Origin of the sequence: Pseudomonas sp. SJZ103, assembly GCF_007828335.1 — a bacterium.
GTDB lineage: Bacteria > Pseudomonadota > Gammaproteobacteria > Pseudomonadales > Pseudomonadaceae > Aquipseudomonas.
In genome coordinates this window covers 172999-197284 of the sequence record NZ_VIUN01000011.1, presented here as the reverse complement: position 1 = coordinate 197284, position 24286 = coordinate 172999, and the positions used below count along the sequence as shown (strand labels likewise).

General features: G+C 59.7%; 20 protein-coding genes and 1 pseudogene. 6 read left to right on the top strand and 15 right to left on the bottom strand.

What is annotated here, in order from left to right; translation table 11 throughout:
- Positions 1 to 20: 20 nt before the first annotated feature.
- Together FBY10_RS22395 and FBY10_RS22390 are read right to left on the bottom strand one after the other, a co-directional pair.
- Positions 21 to 203, bottom strand: coding sequence for a hypothetical protein (locus FBY10_RS22395; RefSeq protein WP_145337740.1), 183 nt, complete (start codon positions 201 to 203; stop codon positions 21 to 23).
- A 340-nt stretch (positions 204 to 543) separates the two neighbouring features.
- Entirely contained in the window at positions 544 to 2160 is a 1617-nt protein-coding gene (locus tag FBY10_RS22390) for a hybrid sensor histidine kinase/response regulator (protein WP_371920990.1), read from the bottom strand.
- 96 nt (positions 2161 to 2256) lie between these two features.
- On the opposite strand from FBY10_RS22390, the gene FBY10_RS22385 reads away from it, so the two are divergent.
- Positions 2257 to 2895, top strand: a complete 639-nt coding sequence (locus FBY10_RS22385; RefSeq protein ID WP_065925236.1) for a response regulator transcription factor — start codon at positions 2257 to 2259, stop codon at positions 2893 to 2895.
- Between the two features lie 21 nt (positions 2896 to 2916).
- Here FBY10_RS22385 and FBY10_RS22380 read toward each other — a convergent pair whose 3' ends face one another.
- Positions 2917 to 3324 carry a hypothetical protein gene (locus tag FBY10_RS22380; RefSeq protein WP_145337741.1) on the bottom strand — a complete coding sequence of 136 codons (408 nt, stop codon included), beginning with the start codon at positions 3322 to 3324 and terminating at the stop codon, positions 2917 to 2919.
- A gap of 459 nt (positions 3325 to 3783) precedes the next feature.
- On the opposite strand from FBY10_RS22380, the gene FBY10_RS22375 reads away from it, so the two are divergent.
- Both FBY10_RS22375 and FBY10_RS22370 read left to right on the top strand, forming a co-directional pair.
- On the top strand, positions 3784 to 4179 hold the full coding sequence (locus FBY10_RS22375; RefSeq protein WP_145337742.1) for a hypothetical protein: 396 nt from the start codon (positions 3784 to 3786) through the stop codon (positions 4177 to 4179).
- A 103-nt stretch (positions 4180 to 4282) separates the two neighbouring features.
- Positions 4283 to 5248 (top strand): annotated as a pseudogene (locus FBY10_RS22370) (sensor histidine kinase); the annotation flags it as partial.
- 141 nt (positions 5249 to 5389) lie between these two features.
- Here FBY10_RS22370 and FBY10_RS22365 read toward each other — a convergent pair.
- Positions 5390 to 6010 (bottom strand): response regulator transcription factor, encoded by a 621-nt coding sequence (locus FBY10_RS22365; protein ID WP_145337840.1) that lies wholly within the window; start codon positions 6008 to 6010, stop codon positions 5390 to 5392.
- A gap of 230 nt (positions 6011 to 6240) precedes the next feature.
- On the bottom strand, positions 6241 to 6954 hold the full coding sequence (locus tag FBY10_RS22360; RefSeq protein WP_145337841.1) for a DUF3108 domain-containing protein: 714 nt from the start codon (positions 6952 to 6954) through the stop codon (positions 6241 to 6243).
- A 295-nt stretch (positions 6955 to 7249) separates the two neighbouring features.
- On the opposite strand from FBY10_RS22360, the gene FBY10_RS22355 reads away from it, so the two are divergent.
- On the top strand, positions 7250 to 7906 hold the full coding sequence (locus FBY10_RS22355) for an OmpA family protein (RefSeq protein WP_256663566.1): 657 nt from the start codon (positions 7250 to 7252) through the stop codon (positions 7904 to 7906).
- Positions 7907 to 7988: 82 nt separating this feature from the next.
- Here FBY10_RS22355 and FBY10_RS32040 read toward each other — a convergent pair whose 3' ends face one another.
- The 3 genes from FBY10_RS32040 to FBY10_RS22340 form a co-directional block, all read right to left on the bottom strand.
- Positions 7989 to 9482 (bottom strand): methyl-accepting chemotaxis protein, encoded by a 1494-nt coding sequence (locus FBY10_RS32040; RefSeq protein WP_145337744.1) that lies wholly within the window; start codon positions 9480 to 9482, stop codon positions 7989 to 7991.
- Between the two features lie 346 nt (positions 9483 to 9828).
- Entirely contained in the window at positions 9829 to 11991 is a 2163-nt protein-coding gene (locus FBY10_RS22345) for a TonB-dependent siderophore receptor (RefSeq protein WP_145337745.1), read from the bottom strand.
- A 186-nt stretch (positions 11992 to 12177) separates the two neighbouring features.
- Positions 12178 to 12669, bottom strand: coding sequence for an Lrp/AsnC family transcriptional regulator (locus FBY10_RS22340; RefSeq protein WP_131696139.1), 492 nt, complete (start codon positions 12667 to 12669; stop codon positions 12178 to 12180).
- Between the two features lie 121 nt (positions 12670 to 12790).
- Between FBY10_RS22340 and FBY10_RS22335 the strand changes: the two genes are divergently transcribed.
- Together FBY10_RS22335 and FBY10_RS22330 are read left to right on the top strand one after the other, a co-directional pair.
- The gene (locus FBY10_RS22335; RefSeq protein ID WP_145337746.1) at positions 12791 to 13825 is read left to right on the top strand and encodes a histone deacetylase family protein; all 1035 of its coding nucleotides are present in this window, start codon (positions 12791 to 12793) and stop codon (positions 13823 to 13825) included.
- Positions 13826 to 13892: 67 nt separating this feature from the next.
- The gene (locus FBY10_RS22330; protein WP_131696141.1) at positions 13893 to 15299 is read left to right on the top strand and encodes an amino acid permease; all 1407 of its coding nucleotides are present in this window, start codon (positions 13893 to 13895) and stop codon (positions 15297 to 15299) included.
- On the opposite strand, the gene FBY10_RS22325 is transcribed toward FBY10_RS22330, so the two are convergent.
- The 7 genes from FBY10_RS22325 to glgX form a co-directional block, all read right to left on the bottom strand.
- Entirely contained in the window at positions 15300 to 17843 is a 2544-nt protein-coding gene (locus tag FBY10_RS22325) for an autotransporter outer membrane beta-barrel domain-containing protein (protein WP_145337747.1), read from the bottom strand.
- Between the two features lie 247 nt (positions 17844 to 18090).
- Positions 18091 to 18852, bottom strand: coding sequence for a PIG-L deacetylase family protein (locus tag FBY10_RS22320; protein ID WP_131696143.1), 762 nt, complete (start codon positions 18850 to 18852; stop codon positions 18091 to 18093).
- 177 nt (positions 18853 to 19029) lie between these two features.
- Positions 19030 to 19689, bottom strand: a complete 660-nt coding sequence (locus tag FBY10_RS22315) for a glycosyltransferase family 2 protein (RefSeq protein WP_131696144.1) — start codon at positions 19687 to 19689, stop codon at positions 19030 to 19032.
- Positions 19686 to 20285: an SAM-dependent methyltransferase gene (locus tag FBY10_RS22310; protein WP_145337748.1), complete on the bottom strand. Its 600-nt coding sequence runs from the start codon at positions 20283 to 20285 to the stop codon at positions 19686 to 19688. Before FBY10_RS22310 ends, FBY10_RS22315 begins: the two co-directional genes overlap by 4 nt.
- Positions 20282 to 21040, bottom strand: coding sequence for a PIG-L deacetylase family protein (locus tag FBY10_RS22305; RefSeq protein ID WP_145337749.1), 759 nt, complete (start codon positions 21038 to 21040; stop codon positions 20282 to 20284). Before FBY10_RS22305 ends, FBY10_RS22310 begins: the two co-directional genes overlap by 4 nt.
- The gene (locus tag FBY10_RS22300; protein WP_145337750.1) at positions 21037 to 22035 is read right to left on the bottom strand and encodes an acyl-CoA dehydrogenase family protein; all 999 of its coding nucleotides are present in this window, start codon (positions 22033 to 22035) and stop codon (positions 21037 to 21039) included. The genes FBY10_RS22305 and FBY10_RS22300 overlap by 4 nt, the downstream gene beginning before the upstream one ends.
- Before the next feature lies 1 nt (position 22036).
- Positions 22037 to 24196, bottom strand: a complete 2160-nt coding sequence (gene glgX / locus FBY10_RS22295) for a glycogen debranching protein GlgX (protein ID WP_131696148.1) — start codon at positions 24194 to 24196, stop codon at positions 22037 to 22039.
- Positions 24197 to 24286 lie beyond the last annotated feature (90 nt).

Here is a 24286-nt window from a genome sequence, read left to right as displayed (position 1 = left end):
CTGAAAAAGACCCAGGCAGATCAACCATCGCCTCCTCCTCCGCAAGCAATCAGTTCAATAAGCCCCATTTGGTACCACTTATTCTGGCAACTCCATCCATGTTCAAAAGTAAGGGCGCTGGCCGTACCGCTGAACGCAAGACCTGCTGAGAGAGCCAATGCTATTGCGATGGTCGAACGTACTTTCTTCATATTGTCTTTCATGGAAACTCCCTCTATCACTTGGTCGCTGTGTGGCCCGAGTCGGTCAAGGTGGCACGGTTGTCAAAACTAACCGCCCGTCCTTCGGCTGGGACACTCCTTACGCTTAATTGAACTGCATCCAAATTAAGGCAGCGGAGGACCGGTCAGCGCTGAAACAACGTTGATTCAGCGAGGCACGTTCCCCAGGTGCATTGGATAGCGGGTAGCGAGCGACATCAATACGACAAGTGACCTATGACCTCGCCGCAAACCGACAGGCGAATGGCAGGCCGCGCTAATGATAGGCGTGCATTCCACACACCGTCGCACCCGGTTATGTCCGGGCATGGACATCCTCCAGCTAACCCATTTCCCTGGCGAAATGCTTGGTCAGTTCGAGCAAGGTCGTTCGCAATTCAGGCGGACGCACGGGCTTGGACAGGATGGAGATATTCATGTGGATCAATGTGCTGCGGATACGCTCGATTTCATGACCGGTCATGATCATGGCCGGTACTTCCCAACCACGCTGTTCGCGAATCGCAGCGATACACTCGGAGCCTGAAATCCTAGGGCCCAGGTCGAAGTCGGCAATGATGATGTCGCATTCCGTGGTCACGTTCAGTCCATCGCTATGACTTTCTACCTCGCATCCCCATTTTTCCAGCAAGGCCGAGGTCGCCATCAGTACGTTGGAATCGTCTTCCACCAGGCATACCCGCAGTCCCTGCAGACGGCTTTGCGTGGCCGCTGGCCGTTGTGTCTCGGTGCCTGGCGCGACGCTTTCCAGGCGTTGGATAGTGGCGCGGGTGCCTTGGCCGAGTCGGGAGTCCAACTGGATATCCAGATTGAGCAACTGGCTGATGCGCTTGACGATGGACAAGCCCAACCCCAGGCCCTCGACATCCTTGTCGCGTGCGTGGCGTACCCGGTAAAACTCCTTGAATACGTCCGGTAAATGTTCAGCGGCGATGCCGCGTCCCTTGTCGTAGATGACAATGGCCAAGCCCTTGCCTCTGGGACGCACACCGATCAAGACAGGTTGGCCGGACGCATACTTGAGCGTATTTGACACCAGATTCTGCACCATGGTGGTCAACAGCCCCGCATTGACATTCACCCAGTGCTCGCAAGGGCGCAGGCGCAGTTGAACCCCGGCCCAGCGCGCGGCCTCGGTGTTCTGTTTGACGACATCCCGCAGCAGCGCCCCCAGGTTCACCGGTTCCGCTTGCGGTTCCAGCTTTCCGTTGTCGAGGGTGTAGATATCCAGGATCGAACGGAACAGTTGAGAGACGGTATGCAGCGAGCGGTCGATGTTGTCCACCAGTCGTAGTTCTTCGCCGCCCAGATTCGCGTCACGCAGGCATGCGGTGAACAGGCCGATGGAGTGGATGGGCTGGCGCAGGTCGTGGCTGGCCTGGGCCAGAAAGCGTGATTTTTCCTGATTGGCGGCGATTGCCTCTTCCGATGCGATACGCGTGCGTTTGAGCAGAATGTGCGCATAGGCCGGCACGACGATGGTGGTCACGATCAGCATCAGGAACATGTAGGGCTGTGCGCGCCAGAAAGGGGTAAGCATGAAGATCATGACCAGCATGCTCAGCGCGATGAGTGTCGCGGCGGTCAAGTAGCGCGAGCCAAAGCGCATGCCATTGCCCAATGTGACCCAGAGCAGCGCGGCATAAACCGGCAACGCCCCCTCTCCACCCACGATCATGGCGAAAGCGATGCCGGTATAGTCATGGGCCATGGCGAACAATCGGCGCCAGAAGAAGTGCCCTGGCCAGCGCTTGATCGCCATGCGCAGGGGGACTGCCACGCTGATGAAAAACGCCATGTACCACATGATCGGTACATAGGTGGCGAAGTCACTTGAAGGAAGGAGGGCCACCACAAGGATGTACAGCGAAGCACAGGTGCTGACCGTCAACCGCAACGTGGCCTGGTCCAGTTCACTGTTCTTTTCCGTCATGTTCATTGCGATTCTCCAGGGTAAGAAGTCGCTTAAAAGTTGAAACCTGGCGTTACAGTTTGCGTTACGATGCGCCGGACCTGAGGTGAGATGGACCTTGACATGACGCACAGAATCATAGTGGCAGATGACCATCCTCTGTTTCGCGAAGGTATGCTGAGAACCATAGAACGGCTTATGCCGACAGCGATGATAGAGCAGGCGGGCAATCTGGATGAAGTACTGGCGCTGGCGCGTACGGGCGCAGAAGTTGATTCGTTGATTCTGGACCTGCGCTTTCCCGGTATCACGTCTATGCAGGTCATAGGCCAGCTGCGCAACGAGTTCAAGCGCACCTCGATCATTGTGGTGTCGATGGTCGATGACCTGGACATTATTTCCCAGGTCATCGCCCAAGGCGCTGATGGCTTTATCGGCAAAAACGTTGATCCGGCAGGCATTGCCGAAGCCATCCTGGCGATTCGGGAAGGGGAAGTCGTGGTGAAGTACAACCCCGAAAACCCCCTTCTGGACCCAAGCCTTGCCTCACTCACCGCCCGCCAACGGCAAGTGCTCGGCCTGGTTGCAGCGGGCAAGACCAATAAGGAAATAGCCAAGCAACTGGGTATCTCCCCGTTCACCGTACGCATCCATGTTTCCACTCTGCTTAAGTCCCTGGGGGTGCCCACCCGTGCGGCGGCGGCGGCTCAATTCAGTAACTTTCCCGGTGCCAGTGGGTGGCCGGGCAAGCTCGATACTTGAATCAAGACGGTGCAATGAACATTAGAGCGTGGGTTGGGGCACGGGGGTGTTACCGGGGATCAACTTGGCGCCTTTAGGCCTTTTTGGACAGTCGCCAGATGAATACCAGCGGGTCACCACGCCCTTTTCAATCATGAACCGCTGTTCGCAACGGGCGTAATCAGGCACATAACCCCATTCCATCGAACGACTGCCGTTTGTAAGCCATACGTAGTCGTAGCCGATGATTCTCGAGTTGCCATCACTGAGGCCGTGGCTGTTTTTTGGCGCCCCCCATGACGTCACCAACTCATCTTCGGATGCACCTACCCATGAAGCAGTAATGTCCGATGTCGTTTGATAACGCTGGTTCATAACCAGATTACTCAAGGGAGAACCCGCACACCCGGACAGCATCAGAATGGATAAGACGGTGGTCCATGATTTCATATTTCGACTCCATTCAGGCGGATTCAATAATCCGACATTACATCAACTGGCGAGCAATTTATTACATTAATTCAAGCCGTTAATGTCCATCTAGCTATGCTAGACAAGTTCCTATTGGCCGCCTATAGCACACTTGTACTATAGCGTCAGCTCACGCGCGCCCATAAGCTGTACACGCTCGAAAAAGTCTTAAAGGCTTTGAGCCAGAGCGCACACCGGAACGCACTTGAACTTCAACGTCGAGGTGTTCCAGTGTGTTTGCCCGCCTGTCAATTCAAAGGCTCGATTAGTTGCACTACGCTGTGTCAACTTCACCGTGCATCCGGTCGAAATGGAATGGTATTAAACACAACTCAAGGTAAGTCTATGTGCTTAAGATATGGAAAACTAATTAGAATCGGATTCGCTCTGTGCTTACTGACCGCCGGCTTGGGAGGCTGTGCTAACACTGGGGATTTGATGAATTCCTTAAATCCTGGAGCACAAAAGTACGATGTTGCTTACCTGAAGAAAACCATCATCCCGGGAAAAACTACCAAGAGTCAGGTGACACAATTGTTCGGCGCTCCAGCCGAAGAGGAACTTGATTCAACGAGCAGAAGCAACGGGTCCAACTGGACCTATGATAAAAACCAGGAGGGTCTGGAAAAGTACATGACCCTGGCCCACAAATATGTCTCGACCGAGACAAGCCTGAAGATGTACGACGCCTCGTCGCAAGTGTCCAAGGCTCAAGGTGTCGCCAATGATGTCGGCAGTGTGACGGGCACGAAAAAAGCTCAAAGCCAGACCCAGGGAACGAGGTTGATAATTTACTTCGTGGATGACGTGGTGGATTACTACAGGCTTTACTGACACGTTCCACTTCTGATACGACACGCCGTGTCGTTTGATGCCTTAACACGCCAACCTACGCCTTATTGTTCTCAAGGGGGCGGCATCCAGCGATGCATCCCCCATGGTCCATGAGGTTGAACGCGTGGAAAAGAACAGCGAACTCAATCAGGCCACGTTACGCCTGATCGTTAGCGCCTGTGCGTTGCTGTACATCATCGTACTGAGCGGGTTGCGCCCCAGTGATACCACAGCCTACACGCCCATCATTGTGTATATCTCGACATTCATCGTGGTGTCGATATTCCTGCGCATGGCGATCAAGCGCTGGCCAGGACACTTTTTTGGCGGCGCTTGCTCTCCATGCTTCATGACTACACCGGTATCGCTTTCGCCATGGCGCTGGGAGGCGAAGGTGCATTGCCTATCTATGCTGCGCTGCTCTGGGTGACCCTGGGTAATGGCATGCGTTTCGGCTCACACTATCTGGCCCTGGCCAGCCACGACCTGCGCCAGCCCATCCACTCCATCGGCCTGTTCACCGCGTGCCTGCGTGACGCGAATCTGGGCGGTGAAGAATTGCGACTGGTGGACAACATCGACCGCTCGCTGCATACCGTCTCTCAACTGTTCCGTTCGATTTGGGATATCTACACCCTCGATAACGGAAAGCTGGAACCGCAAGCGGAGCCGGTGAACCTGGGCGCACTGCTGCAGGAGGTTGTCAAACAGAACATCGAGGCCACCCGCTGGGCCGGGGTTGAGCTGCGCCTGCACCCTTGTCGGCATTGGGTGAACGTCAATGGGGGGGGCTATTGACCACCATGGTGCAAAACCTGGTGTCCAATGCGATCAAGTACGCATCGGGGGAGCCCGTGCTGATCGGTGTCAGACGCCAGGCAAAGGGCTTGGCCGTGGTTGTTTACGATAAGGGCTGCGGTATCGCCGCTGAACATTTGCCGGACGCATTCAAAGAGTTTTACCGGGTGCGCCACGCACGCGACAAGATGTTGAGGGCCTGGGGTTGGGCTTGTCCATCGTCAAGCGCATCAGCCAGTTGCTCAATGTCGATGTTCATCACCGGGCACGAAATCGAGCGCATCCGTCAATCACTGCATGCATTTAATATCTCGGTACTGGCAAAACCCGTGCGACCGCCGGAACTGCGTAACGTGTTGCTTGAACAGGTCAAGTCAATGAAGTGTGAGTTACCCGTAGATCCATTACGGGACTAGCAGGTGTAGCGCCCTGCGAAACGCGCGGCGGCTACTGCTCTGTTGGGTACGTTCAGGGCACGTATCAGCGAAGACACGTGAATACGCACGGTATAGGGAGAGATTTCCAGTTCAGCGGCAATTTCCTTGTTGGTTTTACCTTGTGCGATCAAATTCCAGACTTCCCGCTGCCGCGACGTCAGTTTGCCCATCGCGTGATCACTTTCAAATGATGGTGATTCGGTCGGTTCGTATTTGACCACTACTTGGCCATTACGAATATCGTGGATGGCGTTACGTACCTCTTCGGCTGAAATGTTCTTGCCAATAAACCCTTTGGCGCCAGCCTCCATTACTCGCGTAATGATCACGCTGTCATCGACTGTCGAAACAACAACGACTGCAGTAGTGCCTCTTTCCCCGCACAGTTTTGCAAGCTCTTTCAAGGAGCAAAGCCCTGGCAAATATACTTCGATAAAGAGCATGGCGACAGGTTGCCAGCGATCCAGGAGAACCCAGACTTCCTCCAGGTTTCCTGCCTGTTTTATTTTTGCTCCAGGTATTAAGCACTCCAGTAATCCTGTCATGCCCTCTCGATAAAGTGGGTGTTCGTCCGCCACCACAATTCGGCAACTCATATCAGCAAGCACAACCCGTCCAGATCAATGAAAACACGCTTTGATCATGTCCGACTCATGCAACTTATGATATAGAACAGCTGAACTAGTACACCTGTACTAGTTACTAAAAGCCATTAAGCAATTAAGTGTATTTTGGTCGATACAACTGCGGCACAAACAGCGTGCTTGAACCCGTTGCCAGGAAGGGCAGTGCTATCCTCCTTCTCATCGCCTGGGCATAAAGATACCTAGTTGGCTCGCGGCTCATATCGCATCTTGACCACTTCAACGAGCCGCTCCTGTCCACCATTCGTGCCGGAGAGACTGGCCGACCTGATTGATTGCCCACGGTAGGGCCCTTCGGCAGCAAACCAATTCTGCACCACGACCTTCTGGATCGGTTGTTGACCGGACGTTGATCCAGTGGAAATTTCATTGGTGAAGCGACAGGTTTCGAACGTCCCGAGTGCTGTCTTGATCGTCTCGCGGCCGTTGTAGGTCAGCTTTTCTGATACCTCAAACTCAAGCGTGTTGCCGCCGCTGACGACCTGGTTCTTGTAACTGACGGCGACTGTCTGCCCGGGTTGTAAATCCAGCGGCGTGGTGGGAGGAGGGGTATAAAGAGTAGTGGTCAACGAAGGCCCGGCACCGTGCCGATCACCATAGCGAATCAACTGGCCGTCCTTGATTTGCGCAAAGGTGGTCGTTAAATACACCGGCGAATTGCTTATGAACGTGGTGTGTAATGACGCCACTGGGTTGGCCCCTGCGAAGTCTTCATGGCCCAGCGTTTCGGTTTTACTACGATTGGTTACGGCAGAGGTGTTGTCGCGACTTTCAGACTCCACAACGGTGCCGGCCTGGAAATCCGCTTCATTGGTACACGGTGCCGAGGAGGCTGTTGCACCAACGGCTGCCTCGGTCCAAGTAGCGCTGGTGGTTAACAGCGAGATCAAGGCCATCGCCAGCGCAGCGTTCATTTCAATTTTTCTGGTGGTTATAGGTTTCAAAAAAAGCATCCCTGTTCAATACGATCGGCAGCGTCGAATAGCGTAAAAAAAGACGTATTAGAGCGCGAACAACTGTGATCCAGCGCTAAAGCGCGATGCAATAGGGCAGCTGTGCTATTGAGTTATCTCGATAGCCCCGGTTTTATAAGCAGCCAACGATAGCAGCACCCTTTATCCGCTCGACCATCACCACGGCAAGGTCTGGTCAGCCCATATCGACGCCGCGCAGGACAAGGCGTTCTCCGACTTGGAATTGCAACGCAACCTCGAGTCCGTCGTGTCCTCGTTGGGCGGCAGCAAGATCTTCGATGGCAGGATTCCGGAAGACCCTGGCCAGAAGATCAAAGAATGGCCGCGGGACTTCGCGCTCAAATACAACAGTGGCCTGGGGGACATTTGGAATAACGCCGCGCAGGTGTTTGTTATCCATCGCGCCGACCGCGATATCTGGATTCATTTGTGCAGCTACGCGTTCGGCGGCGGCCTGCTAATTGCCGAAACCAAACCGTTGCAAATAACTGCCAGCCTGTTGCCGGCCAGTGAACTGAAAGCGCAGATAGATAAAACCGGCAAGGTGGCATCGCACATCAACTTTGCGACTGACCAGACCCGCATCCTTCCGGGTTCACAGCCACAGATCGAGCAAGTGTTGTTGTTACTCAAGCAAAATACATCGTTGAAACTGGCCATTAACGGCTACACCGATCACACCGGTGATCCCGCGCACAACAAGACACTGTCATACGGCAGCGCCAAGGCCGTTGAGGCCGCCATCACCGCCAAGGGCATCGACGCGGCGAGGTTATCTGCGGCCGGATTTGGCGAGGCTGACCCGGTGGCCGACAACGCCACCGAGGCAGGCAAAGCTGAAAACCGCAGGGTCGAGCTGGTCAAGCAAGACTAAGCGAACGTTCAGGACCTGCGGCGGCCCGGGTCATCAAGACGAGCCCCGTGATGGCTTCCGGCTGATTGCGAGCCCCAAACTATCAGGGGTGAAACCGCCTCCCCAACGCATCCAACCGCACCGCAATCGGCGGCAACTGCTCGCTGCTCCTGGCCAGCATCTCCACCTCGTCAGCGGTGTTTTGAGCAATGCTCTGCACCGACTGCAACCGCCCGACAATCTCCAGGTTCGCAGAGGTCTGTTCCTGCGTGGTGATCACGATCCGGCCATTCAACTCGTCGATCTGGGTAATGTCATTGCCTACCGCTTGCAGCATTTCCACTGCCAGTTGACTGTCCTCCACACACCGTTCCACGCCCTGGCGGCTGTCGTGCATGGCTTCCACGGCCTGGCGGCTGCCTTGTTGCAGGCCTTCGATGATGGTTTTGATTTCTTGGGTGGAGACGGCGGTGCGTTGCGCCAGGTTGCGTACTTCGTCGGCGACGACGGCGAAGCCGCGGCCTTGTTCGCCGGCGCGGGCGGCTTCGATGGCGGCGTTGAGGGCGAGGAGGTTGGTCTGGTTGGCGATGCTGCTGATGACTTCGAGCACGGAGCCGATTTGCTCGGTTTGCGTGGCCAGGCCTTGGACGGTCTGGTTGGTGCCTTCCAGGCGTGAGGCGAGTTGGGTGATTTCATGCTGGGCGCGGCCGACGCTTTCCTGGCCGCGCAGGATTTGTTTGCTGGCTTTGCCGGCGTGTTCCACCGCTTGTTCGACATGCACGGCGATGTGGCCCATGGCGTCTTCCATGCGTTGCATCGAGCCGGTCATCTGGGTGATTTCCGCCAGTTGGTGCCGCGCTCCTTTTTCCAGGGTGCCGCTGGCGCTGGCCAGTTCCTGGCCCAGTTGGCCCAAGCCATGGGAGTCGCGGGCGACACCGTCGATCAGGTGGGTGAGTTGCTGCAGGAAGTGCTCGAAACGCCTTGCAAGGGACACGCGTACCTTGCCTTCACCCTGAGTGCTTTCTCCGGTGAACTGGGACGTGACGGCGAGCATCTTCTCGAGCATTTCCTGGCTCTCGACGGCTTCGGCCTGGCTGTGTACGGCGAGGTAGAGCAGGGCGACGGTTTCCATCACCACGTAGAAGGCGTGGACGAACACCATGGTCCAACCGCCGTGATGCGCCATCACGAATACCGGGAAGCCTTGATGTTGCAAGGCGTGGAACACCACGTGGTGCACGGCAATGGTGAGCGCCGCCACCAGGATCGGCAGCCAGTCTCGATAGAACGTCAGCACTGCCAGCAGCGCGAAAATCCCGAAGTGCGCTTCGATCACGCCTTGTGCCTGGTTGATCTGCAGCGCGGCCATCACCATCAGGCCAGCGCCCAAGGCGCAACGCATCACACGGGTGCCGCTGATGGCTCGATAGAGCGCGGAGAGCACCACGCTGGTGCCACCACCCACGACTATGGCCTGGAGTAACGTGTCGTGCCAGAACGCCAGGCCGACGGAGAACAGGAACATCAGCCAGATAAGTGCCAGCATGATGCGGTCGGCCTTGCGGTAGTGCTCCAGGAAACGTGCGCGTGCGAGCATTCACTCTTACTCCATGTGGTCTGGCCAGGATCAAAGCATGCGGCGTGCCACTACGGCCCGCGTTCAGGCACTTGCGGGTGCAGGGAAACCAAAAAGCTTATCGGCTTTGGGGGAGGGGACTTTAAGCGCGAGTGCGTTCAGAGGGGGCAGACGACATTCCTGGTGACAAGCGGGGGGGCAATGTGGGAGGGGGCTTGCTCCCGATAGCGGTAGCACAGTCACAGCATCATTGACTGACCCACCGCTATCGGGAGCAAGCCCCCTCTCACATGAGGGCCCCCGTTCGCCACGGGGAAAGAGTTCGCTGAGCGGCTGTCCGAGCGGGCAGCCGAGGACGCGAGGTGGATCAGAAGCTGTACTTGGCCGTCAGCATCATGTTGCGTGGGGTGCCGTAGGCGTCGCCGCCGTAGCTCACGGAGTTGGCGATGGTGGAGTAATAGCGGCGGTCGAAGATGTTGTTGGCGTTGAGCTGCAGGTCGAGGTGGTCGTTGACCTTGTAGCCGGCCATCAGGTCGGTGACGGCGTAGGCGCCCTGTTGGAGGCGGTAGGTGCTGCCATCCGCCAGTTTGACGTCGTTGTACATGCGACTCTGCCAAGAGATGTTGCCGCCCACGCGCAGTTTTTCCAGCGGGCCTTGGAAGTTGTAGCGGGTGGTCAGCTTGAACAGGTGCTCCGGAATGTCCGTGTCGTACTGCTTGTTGACCTTCTGTGGGTTGGCCTCGTCCTTGATGGTGTGGGTGCGGGCGTAGGTGTAGCCACCGCCGACCTGCCAGTTTTCGGTCAGCGCGCCTTGCAGTTCGAAGTCGATACCCTGGCTGCGAATCTCGCCGGAGGCTTCATAGCATTCCGTCTGTGGGCAGTTTTGCACGGTCACTTGCGTGGCGCGGTTTTCTTGGTCGACACGGAACAGCGCCACGCTCGCATTCAGCGCGCCACCCAGGTATTCGCCCTTGATGCCGACCTCGTAGTTCTTACCGACAATAGGTTTGACCGGGGTGCCGGAGGTGTCCTTGGAACTCTGCGGCGTGAAGATGTCGCTGTAGCTGACGTAGACCGAATGTTGGTCGTCCAGCTCGTAGATCAGCCCCGCATAGCGCGTGAGGTTGCGCGTGACCTTGTAGTCGCCGGTGTTGCTGCCATGGGCGTCGTAGTCATACCAGTCCAGGCGCCCGCCGAGGATCAGCTTCAACGGGTCCGCCAGGCTCAGGCGCGTGGTCACGTAGACACCGTCCTGGGTGGTGACCTCACGGTCGTTGGTGGTGTGGACGAAGTCCGGTTTGCCCGCGGTGAGGGGCCAGTTGGTGTCGTAGGGGCTGTAGTTATGGGTGGTCATGTCGTAGATGCGTCGGCTGGCACCCACCACCAGTTCATGGGTACGTCCGAATGCCTGGAACGGGCCGCTGGCAAAGGCGTCGACGCCAGCCTGGTTTTCGTCGTAGGCGGCCTGGTAGACCGTCCGCGCCAGGGTGTTGTTGACCCAGCGCGACTGATAAGAGCCGGAAAATAACGCGTTCTGTTCGGCGTAGTTGGCGTTGACCTGAAGCTTCCAGTCATAGGCCAGGCGTTGGCGCAGTTCGGCGAATACCGTGTTGATTTCCTGGTCCTTGTTCTCCCAGTCGGTACCGGGGTTGTAGGAGCGTGGCAGGTCGAGGTGATGGCCGTCCTGGCCGATCATCGACGAGCCCCAGAAGTAGTTGGTCTTGTCCTTCTGGTTCGAGAAGCCGAGGGTGAGGGTGGTGTCTTCGCTCAGGTCGGCTTCGGTGACGGCATAGAACAGGCCGTGATAGGACTCGGCGTTGTCGATGAAGCTGTTGGCGTCGCGGTAGGAGGTGACCACCCGGCCGCGCCAGGTGCCGCTGTCATTGAGCGGGCTGGAGGCGTCGAGCTCGCCACGGTAGTCATCCCAGCTGCCGGCGGCGCCGGTGAGGGTGACTTTCTGTTCGTCCAGCGGCCGCTTGCGGACCAGGTTGATGGCCGCCGACGGGTTGCCCGCACCGGTCACCAGGCCGGTGGCGCCACGCACTACCTCGACACGGTCGAACATCGCCAGGTTCGGCTGGGCGCCTACGGAAACGCCGTTGTAGCCGCTGGGGATGCCGTCGTACATCAGGTTGTCGATGTCGAAACCGCGTGAGGTATAGGACTGCCGGCCTGGGCCGTTGGAATAATTGAGGAACAACCCAGGCGTGGCGTTGACCACGTCGTTGATGCTGGTCATCGCCTGGTCATCCATGCGCTGGCGTGTGATGACGGTGACGGCCTGCGGGGTTTCACGCAAGGTGAGGGGCAGTTTGGTCGCGGTTTTCATCGCGCCGGTGGTGTAGGACTGCGTGCCCTCGGTGGTTTCGCCCAATTGCTGCTCGCCGGAGATCTGGGTAGCGCCCAGTTCCAAGGTGGTTGTCGGCGTTTCAGCATCGGCCGCGAAGGCCGCGTGCGAGGTGGCAAGACACACCGCCAAAGCGATCAGAGTGAGTGTAAAACCTTTACCGCCGTGTTGTTGCACTGACATGGAACGGACTCTCCCCTAAGTGCCGTCCTTGGCGAATAATAAATCTGTTGATAATTATTCGCATTATTGTGCCGCAATGACTTGAAGTAAAAAAGCCTTTGGGGAGAATTAGTTAACGAATTTTTCACATGCTGAGGGCAGGCTTTTAGCCATCACCTGCCGTGTTCAATGTCTTCTTTAGCGCGTTCAATCGCGTTTTGGAATCGCCACCCGACTCGTCGCCTTCACCTCGCGCAACGCCAGGCTCGACTGGATCGACGCAATCCCCAGCTGCCGCCGCAGCACGCTCTCGACAAACTCGCTGTAGCTGTCCAGATCCTCCGCCAATACCTGCAACAGATAGTCCGCATCGCCGGTGATCTTGTGGCAAGACAGCACCTGAGGCAGCTCTTTGATCACCGCTTCAAACGCATCCGGCGCATGGTCTGTGTGGATCGCAAAACGCACGTGTACAAACGCCATGATGTCCAGGCCGAGCAGCTTGCGATCCAGGTTGGCCTGGTAGTCCTTGATCACGCCTTCTTCTTCCAGGCGTTTGCGCCGGCGCCAGCAGGGGGTGAGGCTCAGGGACAGACGCTCGCTCAGTTGGGCGTTGGAAATACTCGCGTCTTCCTGCAGCAGGGCGAGGATGGCGAGATCGGTGTCGTCAAGAACGACCTGTTTGGTTTTATTTTTCATATTTGGCTATCGCGTGGGTAAAAACACCCGATAAAGCTATCAGCGTCAGAAGTAAAAGCAAAGAAAGCCCTGTGCTGCCAGAACAAAATAGACCCTGTCTTTTACTGGCGGATGTATCCAAATGCTGACTGTTTTTAGTGATGACCACCGTTTGCACCACGGCACCGAACTCAAGGACGGCGTGCTCAAGCCCTCATTCGAACAACCCAGCCGCGCCGACACCGTGCGTGACCGCGTCCGACACGTTGGGCTGGGCGATATCATCGTGCCGCGCAGCTTTGAGCGTGCCTGTTACGTCAACGCCCACAGCGAACGCTACGTCAGCTTCCTCGAAACCGCCTGGGCCGAATGGACCGCCATCGGCCGCAGCCATGACGCGCTGCCGCTGGTATGGCCGGTGCGCGACCTGGCCAATCACCAGGTGCCGGACTTTATCGACGGCAAGCTGGGCTTTTTCGCCATGGACGCCGGCTCGCCGATCACCGCCACCACCTGGCACGCCGTCAAGACCAGCGCAGATATTGCGCTCACCGGCCTCGCGCTGATCGACGAAGGCCACAACAGCGCCTTCGCCCTGTGCCGCCCACCGGGGCACCATGCGGCCCGCGAATACATGGGCGGCTATTGCTACCTCAACAACGCCGCGATTGCCGCGCAACAGGCCATCACCCAAGGCGCCAAGCGCGTCGCGGTACTGGATGTGGATTTCCACCACGGTAACGGTACGCAGAATATTTTCTACGACCGCCCGGATGTGCTGTTCATCTCCCTGCACGGCGAGCCTTCGGTGTCCTATCCGTATTTTTCCGGCGCCGCCAGCGAACGCGGCGCAGGTGCCGGGGAGGGCTTCAACCTTAATTACCCTTTGCCGAAAAACACCACGTGGGGTCAGTACAAAACCGCGCTGATCCACGCTTGCCAGCAACTGAAACACTTCGCCCCCGACGTGCTGGTGATCTCCCTCGGCGTCGACACCTTCAAGGACGACCCCATCAGCCACTTCCTGCTCGACAGCCAGGACTTCCTCAGCATGGGCGAGCTCATCGCCAGCGTCGGCGTCACGACACTGTTCGTGATGGAAGGCGGCTACATGGTCGATGAGATCGGCATCAATGCCGTCAACGTCCTGCACGGCTTCGAAAGCAAGACCGCCTGAGCCAATAACAACACGCGCTCGATTCTTTTTTCTGCCAAAACTCAAAAACATAACAAGAGGTTTTGTGATGAAAACAACCACGTCCGGGCTTTGTGAAAAGCCTGCATTGCAACGCACCCTGAGCAACCGCCATATCCAGTTGATGGCCATGGGCGGTGCGATCGGCACCGGCCTGTTCATGGGCTCCGGCAAGATCATCGCGTTGTCCGGTACCTCGATCATCCTGATCTACATGATCATCGGGCTGTTCGTGTATTTCGTGATGCGCGCCATGGGTGAGCTGCTGCTGTCCAACCTCAACTTCAAGAGCTTCGCCGACTTTGCCGGCGCTTACCTGGGGCCGCGTGCGGCGTTCTTTCTCGGCTGGTCGTACTGGCTGAGCTGGAGCGTGGCGGTGGTGGGGGATGCGGTGGTGGTCGGCGGGTTTTTCCAGTACTGGTTCCCGCATGTGCCGGCGTGGATCCCGGCGGTGGGCATGCTGCTGACGCTGTTCGCGTTGAACGTGCTGACGGTAAAACTGTTCGGTGAAGTGGAGTTCTGGTTCGCGATCATCAAGATCATCGCGGTGCTGACCCTGATCGGTGTGAGTGTGGTGCTGATTGCCAGCTCGTTTGTCTCGCCCACTGGCGTCACGGCGTCCTTGAGCCACCTGCTGGATAAACAGGCGGCGTTTCCCAATGGCCTGTTCGGCTTTTTCGCCGGGTTCCAGATGGCGATCTTTTCCTTTGCCGGCACCGAACTGATCGGCACCGCAGCGGCTGAAACCCGTGCGCCGGAGAAGACCTTGCCCAAGGCGATCAACTCGATACCGCTGCGCATCATCCTGTTCTACGTGCTGGCCCTGGCGTGCATCATTGCGGTGACGTCGTGGCAACAGGTGTCGCCGAGCAAAAGTCCGTTCGTTGAGTTGTTTTTGGTAGCAGGCTTTCCGGCTGCGGCGGGGATCGTCAATTTCGTGGTGCTGACCTCGGCGGCATCGTCGGCCAACAGTGGGGTGTTTTCCGCCAGCCGCATGTTATTCGGCCTGGCAGACCTGGGGGACGCACCGGGTATCTTCGGTCGGCTGTCGAAAAGCAGCGTGCCGTTTATCAGCCTGGCATTTACCACGTTTTTGATGCTGCTCGGCCTGGCGCTGCTGTTTGTGGTGCCGGAGGTGATGACTGCCTTCACGATTGTGTCGACGGTGTCGGCGATCCTGGTGATTTTCACCTGGTCGACCATCCTCGCGTCCTATATCGCCTACCGTAAAAAACGCCCGGATCTGCACGCCAAATCCCTCTACAAGATGCCCGGCGGTGTGCCGATGGCCTGGTTTTCCCTGGCGTTCCTGGCCTTCGTGTTGTGCCTGCTGGCGTTGCGGCCGGATACACGCTTGGCGCTATGCGTAATGCCGGCCTGGTTTATCTGGCTGGGCATTGCCTTTCAGTTTTCACGCTTCAAGGCGGCCGGGGTGGTCAATCCCGGTCATAGGTGATTAGAACTCCATTCTCAGGCCGACCGTGCCCTGGCGGCCGTTGAAGGTGTTGCTGTCCAGGTTGCGGTTGTAGCCCACCTCGGCGTACAGGCTGATGCCCGTGGCCACCTTCAGCGTGGCGCCGGCGCTCAGGTCCAGGGTGGTGGACTTCTGCTCAGTGTCGATCGCTGTTACATCGTTGAAGGTGACGGTGTTCTGCCCGGCACTGGTGTGCCAGACATTCGCCCGTACGTAGGGTTGAAGCGGCATGCTGCGGACCTGATAGTCACCGCGCAGGCGTACACCCAGGCGGCTGGTGACGGTGGTGTCGGCGTCATAGGAGACGTCAGAGATCCCGTCGTTTTGCTTATCCAGTTTGGTCTTGCCGACGATCAGTTGCGCCTGGGGTTCAACCACCCAGTTACCCATCCCGGCAAACGGCCAGCCGACTTCGGCGGACGCCGTGACATTGTGCCCCCGGGTGTCCATCTTCACGCCACGATCCGACTCGTTATTGCCGTCGAAGCGGGTGCCCATCAAGACCAGGTCGAGGTAGGCCTGGTTGGCCCTGATCAGTGTCCAGTAAACCCCCAGGCTGTCCCCGCGCAAGGTGGTCTTGCCGGCGTCCTTGTCCTGCCAGCCACCGTTGAAGCCTTTGATATTGCCTTTGAGGGTGCTGTGGCCGACGAAGAACCCGCTGCGTTGGGTCAGGCCATTGTCGTAGGTGCTGGCGTACAGGTCGCTACCCACTTGGAAGCCGGTCACCGAACTGTCGAGCGACGGGCTGACCGTCCCGGTAAAACTCTGGCGCGTGCTATTACCGTAGGTCCGTCCCCAGCCCGACGTGAATGGGCCGGTGTGCAACTGTTGGCTTTGGTCACCCATACGCTGGTGGAAGGTGCCGAGCATGCCCTGCACGAGTTGCTGTGCGGCGGGAAACAATGCAGCGTAGATCGGCACTTCCGGACGATAAATAGGGATCGGTTCGGTCCCGGGATTGGGCGGCAGCGGTGGTTCACCGGGAACCGGGGTGGGTAACGGCACGATAATCACCGGGCCAGGCGGCACCACGGGGATCGTCGAGCGCAGGTAGTAGTTCTCCGCCGTACCGGCCGTTACGCCGCCCTTGAACAGGTAGTAGTCGAACGCCCCGGCGGACACCGGCCCGGCCAGCGTAAACGCGTTACCGCTGCCAGAGGCGCCGTTGAGGGCCTGCACCACCTGGATGCCGTCCTGCAGGGTCGCCGCCCCCGCGCCGCCGAGGTTCGTGACGTTGAGGGCGGTGGTACCGGCGAGGGTGCCCTGGTTGATAATGAGTTTGTCGCTGGGGGAATCATCCGCACCCAAGGCGCTTTGCAGTGCAAGCCGCCCGTTGTCGCCGGTGTAATTGCCATTGATGGTCAGGGTGTCGCTGGTACGGGTGTTGCCGGTGGTCATGTTGAGGGTGCCGCTGTTAGTGACGTTCACCCGTTGGCCAGCCGTAAATGGGTCGATCACCCCTGTGCCGATCAACAGTTCACTGGTCCCGTCGATGGTCAGGCTGCCGGTGCCGGTGGCGCTGTCACCCAGTTTCAGCGTTCCGCCCAGGGTCAGCTGCGACTGGTTGTCCAGACGAATGCTTTCCCAGTTGGGAAACAGGCCCGGATCGCCTGCCTTGGTATTGTCCAGTGTGAGCGTGTCGACACCCAGGCCGCCGTCGACCAATTGCGCCGCAGCCAGTTGGGCATTGACCAGGTTTTGCAGCACCGCAGTATCGTCACCCGCGCCCATCAGCACGAACGAGTGCAGGTTTCCGCCCGTCCAGCCGAACTCGTCGTTGCCAAAGCTTAGGAGTATCTGCCCGTTGACGTCGCCACCCGAGACGGTCACGACGTCGTTGCCACCGCTGACACTGATGTTGCCGCCGACAAAGGCCGTGCCCGAGATCAGGATGGTGTCGTTGCCGAAGCCGGCCACCAGGTTGCCGATGATCCTGCCACCCGACATATCGAACAGGTTGTTGTCGAGCTTCATGTCGACCCGGCCGATGCTGCCACCGCTCATCTTGGCCTGGTCGCCATCCTCGAAGGCTCCGGTGATGGTGCCGCCACTCATGTTGAAGGTATCCAGGCCATCGCCTTGGGCCAGTGAAGCAATGGTGCCGCCGCTCTGGGCGTAGCTGTCGACACCTGCGCCTTGGGTGACGGCGCCGGCCTGGCCGCCGCTGATCTGTGCCACATCCGCGCCCGAGCCCTGGCTTACGCTGCCGGTGATGCTGCCCAGATTCAGGCGGAAAATATTACTGCCATCGCCCTGGTTGAGGTTGCCGTCGATCCCGGCACTCGGCCCGTTCACATCCACCAGATCGTTGCCGGCGCCATAGGTCACATTCCCGGTAACTCGCCCCGTGGCGCTGATGTTCAGGGTGTTGTTGCCCGCGCTGTCGGTAAACCCCGGCGCCGTGCCGCTGTCGCAGGAAGAGAGGTCATCGCCGGCGGTGTTGCTGATGGTACACGCCCCGTAAGACGCGGGCGGCAACGTCGCCAAGGCAACCAGGTACAGCAGGGGCAAAGTCTGTGAGCGCATGATCCGTCCTCGCGAGAGGGGAGAGTTGCACCGATACCGGCAAAGGCAGGTGCAGGCCAGACCATGACAACGTGACGCGCGATACGGATCAGGGACGACGGGTTACCTGTTCGAAAACACCGGCCAATGCAAAGGGTTGGCATGGCTTTCTCGACTGCACCTCAAGCTGTGCAGCGCTTTTTGCACCATAGCCACACATCGTGCGGGGCGCCACTGTCAGAAATAACAGGTACAGACGAGTGGGCGATTACACAAACACAATTTCGTAAGGCTCGCGCATACGCTCCAGCAGCACCTGGGCCAATATCGGCGCCAGGCCAATCTGCGGGTCGCCCGCCAACTGGCTGGCATACGCATGGGCGGCGTGGAGCTTGCGCGCCACGGTCCAGGTGTCCAGGCGTACCTTGCGTGCCCGTTGCCAGGGGATCATCGCACCCTCGCGGGCGGGGCAGTGCCAGGCCCAGATCGGCAGTTCATACAGTTGCGCACCCACCAGGCTGCAGGCTTTGGCGCTGGCACGGCCGACGACGTCATGGTCGTCATTGCCGTCGTTGCGCCACGTGGTAAACACCACGTCGCCCGGTTGCAGGTAGCGCGCGATAAATTGGCTCAACTGCGGCTCGCGAGCGGCGAGGGCGTTGTCGCAGAAACCGCCGCGAATCCACTTCAGGCTGTGCAAGGGCATGCCCAGGCGGCGCAGCGCTTCGGCGCTTTCCTGGGGGCGCACCACACTCAGGCGTCTGGCCGGCCATACGCAGGAGCCCGGGTGGCTGGCGCTGCCGTCAGTGATGGAGATCAGTTGCAGAGGGTGTTCCAGGGTGCTGAGCAATTGCAGTAGACCACCGCAGGCCACCACCTCGTCGCCGGGATGGGGCGCGATGATCACCACGCGCGCGCCGGCGGGCACCAGCGAAGCGGTAGAGATAGGCGGGATTTGCGCCAGCTGCGGTGCGCTGTTCCAGATTTGCGCGGGGCCGCGATGGCCTTCACTAAGAGAGGCAGGCTTCATGGGAATTACATCCTTGTCGGTTGATGCTGGGTCATGCCCCGTTAATGGGACGACTCTATTTATTCACCACAGACTCCGCCGTGGTGTGCGCATGGCAATCCAAGCCTGAATTACCAGCAAGGCGTCATCAGCATAGACAAGGATTGGTCGCTTTTACATTTTGCAATGTCGTTTTTTTCAAGACGCGCACATCAGGCTCTTCAAATAATCGCCGAACCCGCCTTGGGCACGGGCCTCCAGACGCGCGCTGGTGATGACTTGCGGGGCGTGGCTCCAGGCGATGGACGCACCGCAGCGCTCGAGGTCGCGCACCAATTGCACATCTTCGTGACAGGGCAGCGGTTCGAACCCTCCGGCGCGCACATACGCCCCGGCACTGATGCCCAGGTTGGCGCCGTGGATATGACGGTGACCGTCGCGGGCCTGGTATGCCTGCTGGTAACGGATCTGCGCCGCCGGCTCGAACCCTTCGCTCCAGGCGTCGACGGTCACCGTGCCGCACACCGCGTCGGCGCCCAGTGCCAGCTGGGCTACCAGCCAATCGGGGGCCACGCGGCTGTCGGCGTCGGTGCACGAAATCCAGCGTGCGCCCTGGTTGAGCAGGTGCCGCGCGCCTACCCCGCGCACGTGGCCGACGTTACGTGCCTGGACTTCCAGGCGCTGCACCGGGAAACCCTCGGCAATCGCGGCACTGGCATCGCTGCAACTGTCGAGCACCACCAGGATCTGCACTGTTTCGCCCAGCAAGCCTGGGTGGCTGGCCGCGACCAATGCTGCCTCCAGACAGCCGCCGAGCAACGCCTCTTCGTTATGTACCGGGATCAGAATGCCGATCATCGCAGGCCCTCGAGGGTGGCGACCGAAGTGCCGTCACGGCTCCACAGGTCGAGCAGGAAATCGTGTTCGTGGTGGGTGGCGACCAAGGGCATCGCCAGCCGCTCATGGAGCAGGGCATGCACCTGTTCGGCGGTTTGCGGGCAACCGTCGATAGCCGGGCGCCAGTGGCAGGCCAGCACCTGGCCATTGGCGGTGAGGCTGCTGAGGACGCGATCGATCAAGCGGCACAGGTCATCGCTGTCGAGGTAGTAGCACAGTTCGCTCAAGACGATCAGATCGAATTCGCCTGTCGGCCATTGCTCGGGCAGGCGGCTCTGCTCCACCTGGGCATGGGCAAAGCCCAGCAAGCGGCTGCGTGCCAGGGCGACGGCGGCCGAGGCCGTGTCGCAACACAGCAGGTGGTCACAGCGCGGGGCCAGCTCGATGCTCAATTCGCCATTGGCGCAGCCGGGTTCGAACACCGAGGCATAGCGCGGCCGAGTCAACAGCGCCAGGGTCAGCGCACGTTTGCGTCGCTCGTACCAGCGTTGTCGAAAGGCCCAGGGGTCGTCGTTACCGGCAAACAGTTGATCGAAATACGGCGTCGCCACACTCATATAAATACCACTTCAAAAGGTTGCAGCAGACGCTCCACCACATAGGGCGCCAGCACCGGCGGCAGTCCGATCTGCGGGTCACCCTCCAACTGGCTGGCGAACGCGTGGATGGCGTGGCGTTTACGCGCGACGGCTTCACAGCTCAGCGGGAGCTTGCGGGCGCGGTGCCAGGGCACCAGGCTGTTCTCGGGAGATGCCCAGTGCCAGGTCCACACCGGCAGCTCATAGAGGGCCGCACCCGCCGCGTGCGCCGCCTTGGCGCTCGCGCGGCCAACGGCCTCGTGGTCGCAATGGCCGTCTTCGCGCCAGGTGGTAAACACCACATCCGCGGGTTTGAGGTGGCGCTGGATGAAGGCGCTGAGCTGCTCTTCCCGCGCCGCCACCTGGCCGTCGCTGAAGCCGGCCCGCAACCATTTCAGGCTGTGCAACGGCACGCCGAGGCGATGCAGGGCCTGTGCCGACTCCTGCGGGCGTACCACGCTCAAGCGCTCCACCGACCAGTGTGTGGAACCGGGGTGACTGGCGCTGCCATCGGTGACCGAAATCAATTGAATGGGCCGGCCCAACTCGGCCAAGCCTTGCAACAGGCCGCCACAGCCCAACACTTCGTCATCCGGGTGCGGGGCGATGATCACCGCGCGGTGGCCCTCGGGTACCAGTTGTTCGACGCTGATCTGCGGCAGTTCGGCCATCAGCGCCGAGTCCTGCCAGCGGTGCAGTGGCGTGCCCTGGCCTACAATCGGGTTGGGTTTCATAATTGCCACCTGCCTGTGGGGTCCCCGGCGACCAGTTCGCCGAGGCCGGCCAGGTCGCGTTCGGCATGGCTCTGGCGGACATACACCGGCAGGTCGGCCATCAACTGGGCAAAGTGCGGATCCTTGCAGTACGGCCCTGCGCCCACGGCTCGGCCGACATGCCGCATGACCTGCTCGACGCTGTCCTCGATGCACGCGCGTACCTGCTGGGCCAGTTGCCGGGCGTCAGCCTTGGGTTCGCGGTCGATCTGTAGAGCGCTGGCGCGCAGCACACAGGCCGCGCCGTTCAGTGCACTGTCAACGGCGCCGAGGTGCGCGAGGGCATGGGGTTCCGGGCGCTTGCTGCAGTGATCGCGCAGCACCTCTGCCAGGCGTTGTGCCGCACCGTACCAGCAGGCGGCAATGCCAATGCCGCCTTGCCAGAACCCAGGGCGCGAGAGGTAGTCGCCGGGGCCGCCCACGGCAATGCCATGAGCGCCGTCAAAGACGACCTCGACGCTGCCAGTGGCGGCCATACCCACGGCATTCCAACCGTCGTTGGTGACCGTGATGCCCGGTTGATCCATCTGCACCGCCACCAATTGCTGGCTGCCTTGTTCATCCCAAGCCGTCAACAAACCATGGCTGACCACCGCCGCACCGGAACACCAGGCCTTACGCCCGTCCAGGCGCAGGCGATGACCGTCGCGGTGCACCTGCACTTTGGCGCTCGGCGGTTCTGCAGCCCACATGCCCCAGAGGCTGCCCAGGGGCGGCAGCGGGCTGTCGAGTTCGGCAATGATCGCCAATGCGTCGGTGTGGCCTTCGAACAGTTTGCACAAGCGCAGGTCATGGCCTGCCACCTGTGCCAGGCGGCTGAACCGCCCCAGTGTGTCGCCGCTGCCAGGCAGTGGCAACTGATCCAGGCCAACCTCCTGAAGTGCCCTCAGGGCCTTGCCCAGGTCCTGCGTGTCCGCATAGTCCTGGAAGCCTTGAAGGAATCCATGCAGTGCCATGTCACACCTCGTCGTCACGCTGCAGTTCGAACAGCAGCAGCGAGCGCCCGGTCACGCCGTACTCGTGGTCGAACTCAAAGCGTTCCTGGCCACGCACTGCTGGCTCGTTGGTGTCGAGCATGCAGGTCCAGAACTCACCCTCTGGCACCGGCGGCAGGCGGAAATTGACCACGTCGTGGTGGGCGTTCACCACCAGCAACAGAGTGGCGTCGGCACCTGCACGGCGAATCCCGGTTTCCTGGGCGCGGCCATCCATCAGCATGCCCAGGCAACGGCCGTGGCTGTCTTCCCACTGTTCGGTGGTCATCTCGTTGCCGTCCGGCGACAACCAGGTGACGTCCTTGACGCCGATGTCTTCGTTGTAGTCGCCCACCAGGAAGCGGCCACGACGCAGGATCGGGTAGGCCAGGCGCAGCTTGATCAGGCGCTTGACGAACTTGAGCAACGCCTTGCCGTCATCGTCCAGTTCCCAGTTGACCCAGCCGATCTCGCTGTCCTGGCAGTAGGCGTTGTTGTTGCCGTGCTGGGTGCGGGCGAATTCATCTCCGGCCACGATCATCGGCGTGCCCTGGGCCAGCAGCAGCGTGGCAAAGAAGTTGCGCATCTGGCGCAGGCGCAGTGCGTTGATTTCCGGGTCGTCGGTCGGGCCTTCGACGCCGTGGTTCCAGGACAGGTTGTTGTTGCTGCCGTCCTGGTTGTTCTCGTCGTTGTCTTCGTTGTGCTTGTCGTTGTAAGACACCAGGTCATGCAGGGTGAAACCGTCGTGGGCGGTGATGAAATTCACCGAGCTGTAGGGGCGGCGGCCACGATGGTTGAACATCTCGCCCGAGGCGGTCATGCGCCCGGCAAAGTCTGCCAGTTGGCCGTCATCGCCTTTCCAGAAGGCACGCACGGTGTCGCGGAAACGGTCGTTCCATTCAACCCAGCCCGGCGGGAAGTTACCCACCTGGTAGCCGCCGGGGCCACAGTCCCAGGGTTCAGCGATCATTTTCAACTGGCGCAGCACCGGGTCCTGGCGGCAGGCCACGAGGAAACTGTGGCGCTCGTCAAAACCGTCGCGGTAGCGCCCAAGAATGGTCGCCAGGTCGAAGCGGAAGCCATCGACGTGCATTTCGGTAGCCCAGTAGCGCAGGGAGTCGGTAACCATTTGCAGCACGCAGGGGTGGCTCAGGTCCAGGGTGTTGCCGGTGCCGGAATCGTTGATGTAGAAGCGCTTGTCGTCGGGCATCAGCCGGTAGTACGAAGCGTTGTCGATGCCGCGCATGGACAGGGTCGGGCCCCGCTCGTTGCCCTCGGCGGTGTGGTTGTAGACCACGTCGAGGATCACTTCCAGCTTCTGCTCGTGCAGGTGCGCAACCATCTCCTTGAACTCGGCGATCTTGCCGCTGGCCAGGTAACGCGGGTCGGGGGCGAAGAACGCAATGCTGTTGTAGCCCCAGTAGTTGGTCATGCCTTTTTCCAGCAGGTGCTGGTCGTTGACGAAGGCGTGCACCGGCAGCAATTCCACCGACGAGATGCCCAACTGGCGGATGTGCTTGAGCACGTCATCTTCCATCAACCCGGCACAGGTGCCGCGCACGTCTTCGCCGACCGAAGGGTGACGCATGCTGATGCCGCGCAAGTGGGTTTCGTAAATGATCGTACGGTCCCATGGCACCCGCACCGGCTGGTCGTTGCCCCAGGTGTGCGCCGGGTCGATGACCTTGCACTTGGGCACGAACGGTGCGCTGTCACGCTCGTCGAAACTGAGATCGTCATCCGGGTGGCCGATGGTGTAGCCGAACAGCGCTTCGGACCATTTGAGTTCGCCCACCAGCTGTTTGGCGTAGGGGTCGATCAGCAATTTGTTGTGGTTGAAACGATGACCATTGGCCGGATCATAAGCGCCGTACACACGGTAGCCGTAGATCAGCCCAGGGTGGGCGTCGGGCAAGTAACCGTGGAATATTTCGTCGGTGTATTCGGGCAATTCGATGCGCTCGAGTTCCACTTCGCCGGTGTCATCGAACAGGCACAGTTCGACTTTCTCGGCGTTGGCCGAGAACAGCGCGAAGTTCACACCCAGGCCATCCCAGGTAGCGCCGAGGGGGAAGGGCAAACCTTCACGAATCCGCGACGGCTCGTTACCCGGCGTCGATGGGGTCTTATGGGGTTTGCTCATTGAGTTGCTCCTGCAAGGCTATTTTTTCGGGCCGAACGCGGCCCTGCTGACGTGTGTTCAGCGGATGAGAAGAAGAGTGAAGTCGCCTTT

Excerpts from the sequence above, each read along its gene's own strand:
- FBY10_RS22395 (WP_145337740.1), bottom strand. The coding sequence starts at position 203 with ATGAAAGACAATATGAAGAAAGTACGTTCGACCATCGCAATAGCATTG.
- FBY10_RS22390 (WP_371920990.1), bottom strand. The coding sequence starts at position 2,160 with ATGAACATGACGGAAAAGAACAGTGAACTGGACCAGGCCACGTTGCGG.
- FBY10_RS22385 (WP_065925236.1), top strand. The coding sequence starts at position 2,257 with ATGACGCACAGAATCATAGTGGCAGATGACCATCCTCTGTTTCGCGAA.
- FBY10_RS22380 (WP_145337741.1), bottom strand. The coding sequence starts at position 3,324 with ATGAAATCATGGACCACCGTCTTATCCATTCTGATGCTGTCCGGGTGT.
- FBY10_RS22375 (WP_145337742.1), top strand. The coding sequence starts at position 3,784 with ATGAATTCCTTAAATCCTGGAGCACAAAAGTACGATGTTGCTTACCTG.
- FBY10_RS22365 (WP_145337840.1), bottom strand. The coding sequence starts at position 6,010 with ATGAGTTGCCGAATTGTGGTGGCGGACGAACACCCACTTTATCGAGAG.
- FBY10_RS22360 (WP_145337841.1), bottom strand. The coding sequence starts at position 6,954 with ATGGCCTTGATCTCGCTGTTAACCACCAGCGCTACTTGGACCGAGGCA.
- FBY10_RS32040 (WP_145337744.1), bottom strand. The coding sequence starts at position 9,482 with ATGCTCGCACGCGCACGTTTCCTGGAGCACTACCGCAAGGCCGACCGC.
- FBY10_RS22345 (WP_145337745.1), bottom strand. The coding sequence starts at position 11,991 with ATGTCAGTGCAACAACACGGCGGTAAAGGTTTTACACTCACTCTGATC.
- FBY10_RS22340 (WP_131696139.1), bottom strand. The coding sequence starts at position 12,669 with ATGAAAAATAAAACCAAACAGGTCGTTCTTGACGACACCGATCTCGCC.
- FBY10_RS22335 (WP_145337746.1), top strand. The coding sequence starts at position 12,791 with ATGCTGACTGTTTTTAGTGATGACCACCGTTTGCACCACGGCACCGAA.
- FBY10_RS22330 (WP_131696141.1), top strand. The coding sequence starts at position 13,893 with ATGAAAACAACCACGTCCGGGCTTTGTGAAAAGCCTGCATTGCAACGC.
- FBY10_RS22325 (WP_145337747.1), bottom strand. The coding sequence starts at position 17,843 with ATGCGCTCACAGACTTTGCCCCTGCTGTACCTGGTTGCCTTGGCGACG.
- FBY10_RS22320 (WP_131696143.1), bottom strand. The coding sequence starts at position 18,852 with ATGAAGCCTGCCTCTCTTAGTGAAGGCCATCGCGGCCCCGCGCAAATC.
- FBY10_RS22315 (WP_131696144.1), bottom strand. The coding sequence starts at position 19,689 with ATGATCGGCATTCTGATCCCGGTACATAACGAAGAGGCGTTGCTCGGC.
- FBY10_RS22310 (WP_145337748.1), bottom strand. The coding sequence starts at position 20,285 with ATGAGTGTGGCGACGCCGTATTTCGATCAACTGTTTGCCGGTAACGAC.
- FBY10_RS22305 (WP_145337749.1), bottom strand. The coding sequence starts at position 21,040 with ATGAAACCCAACCCGATTGTAGGCCAGGGCACGCCACTGCACCGCTGG.
- FBY10_RS22300 (WP_145337750.1), bottom strand. The coding sequence starts at position 22,035 with ATGGCACTGCATGGATTCCTTCAAGGCTTCCAGGACTATGCGGACACG.
- glgX (WP_131696148.1), bottom strand. The coding sequence starts at position 24,196 with ATGAGCAAACCCCATAAGACCCCATCGACGCCGGGTAACGAGCCGTCG.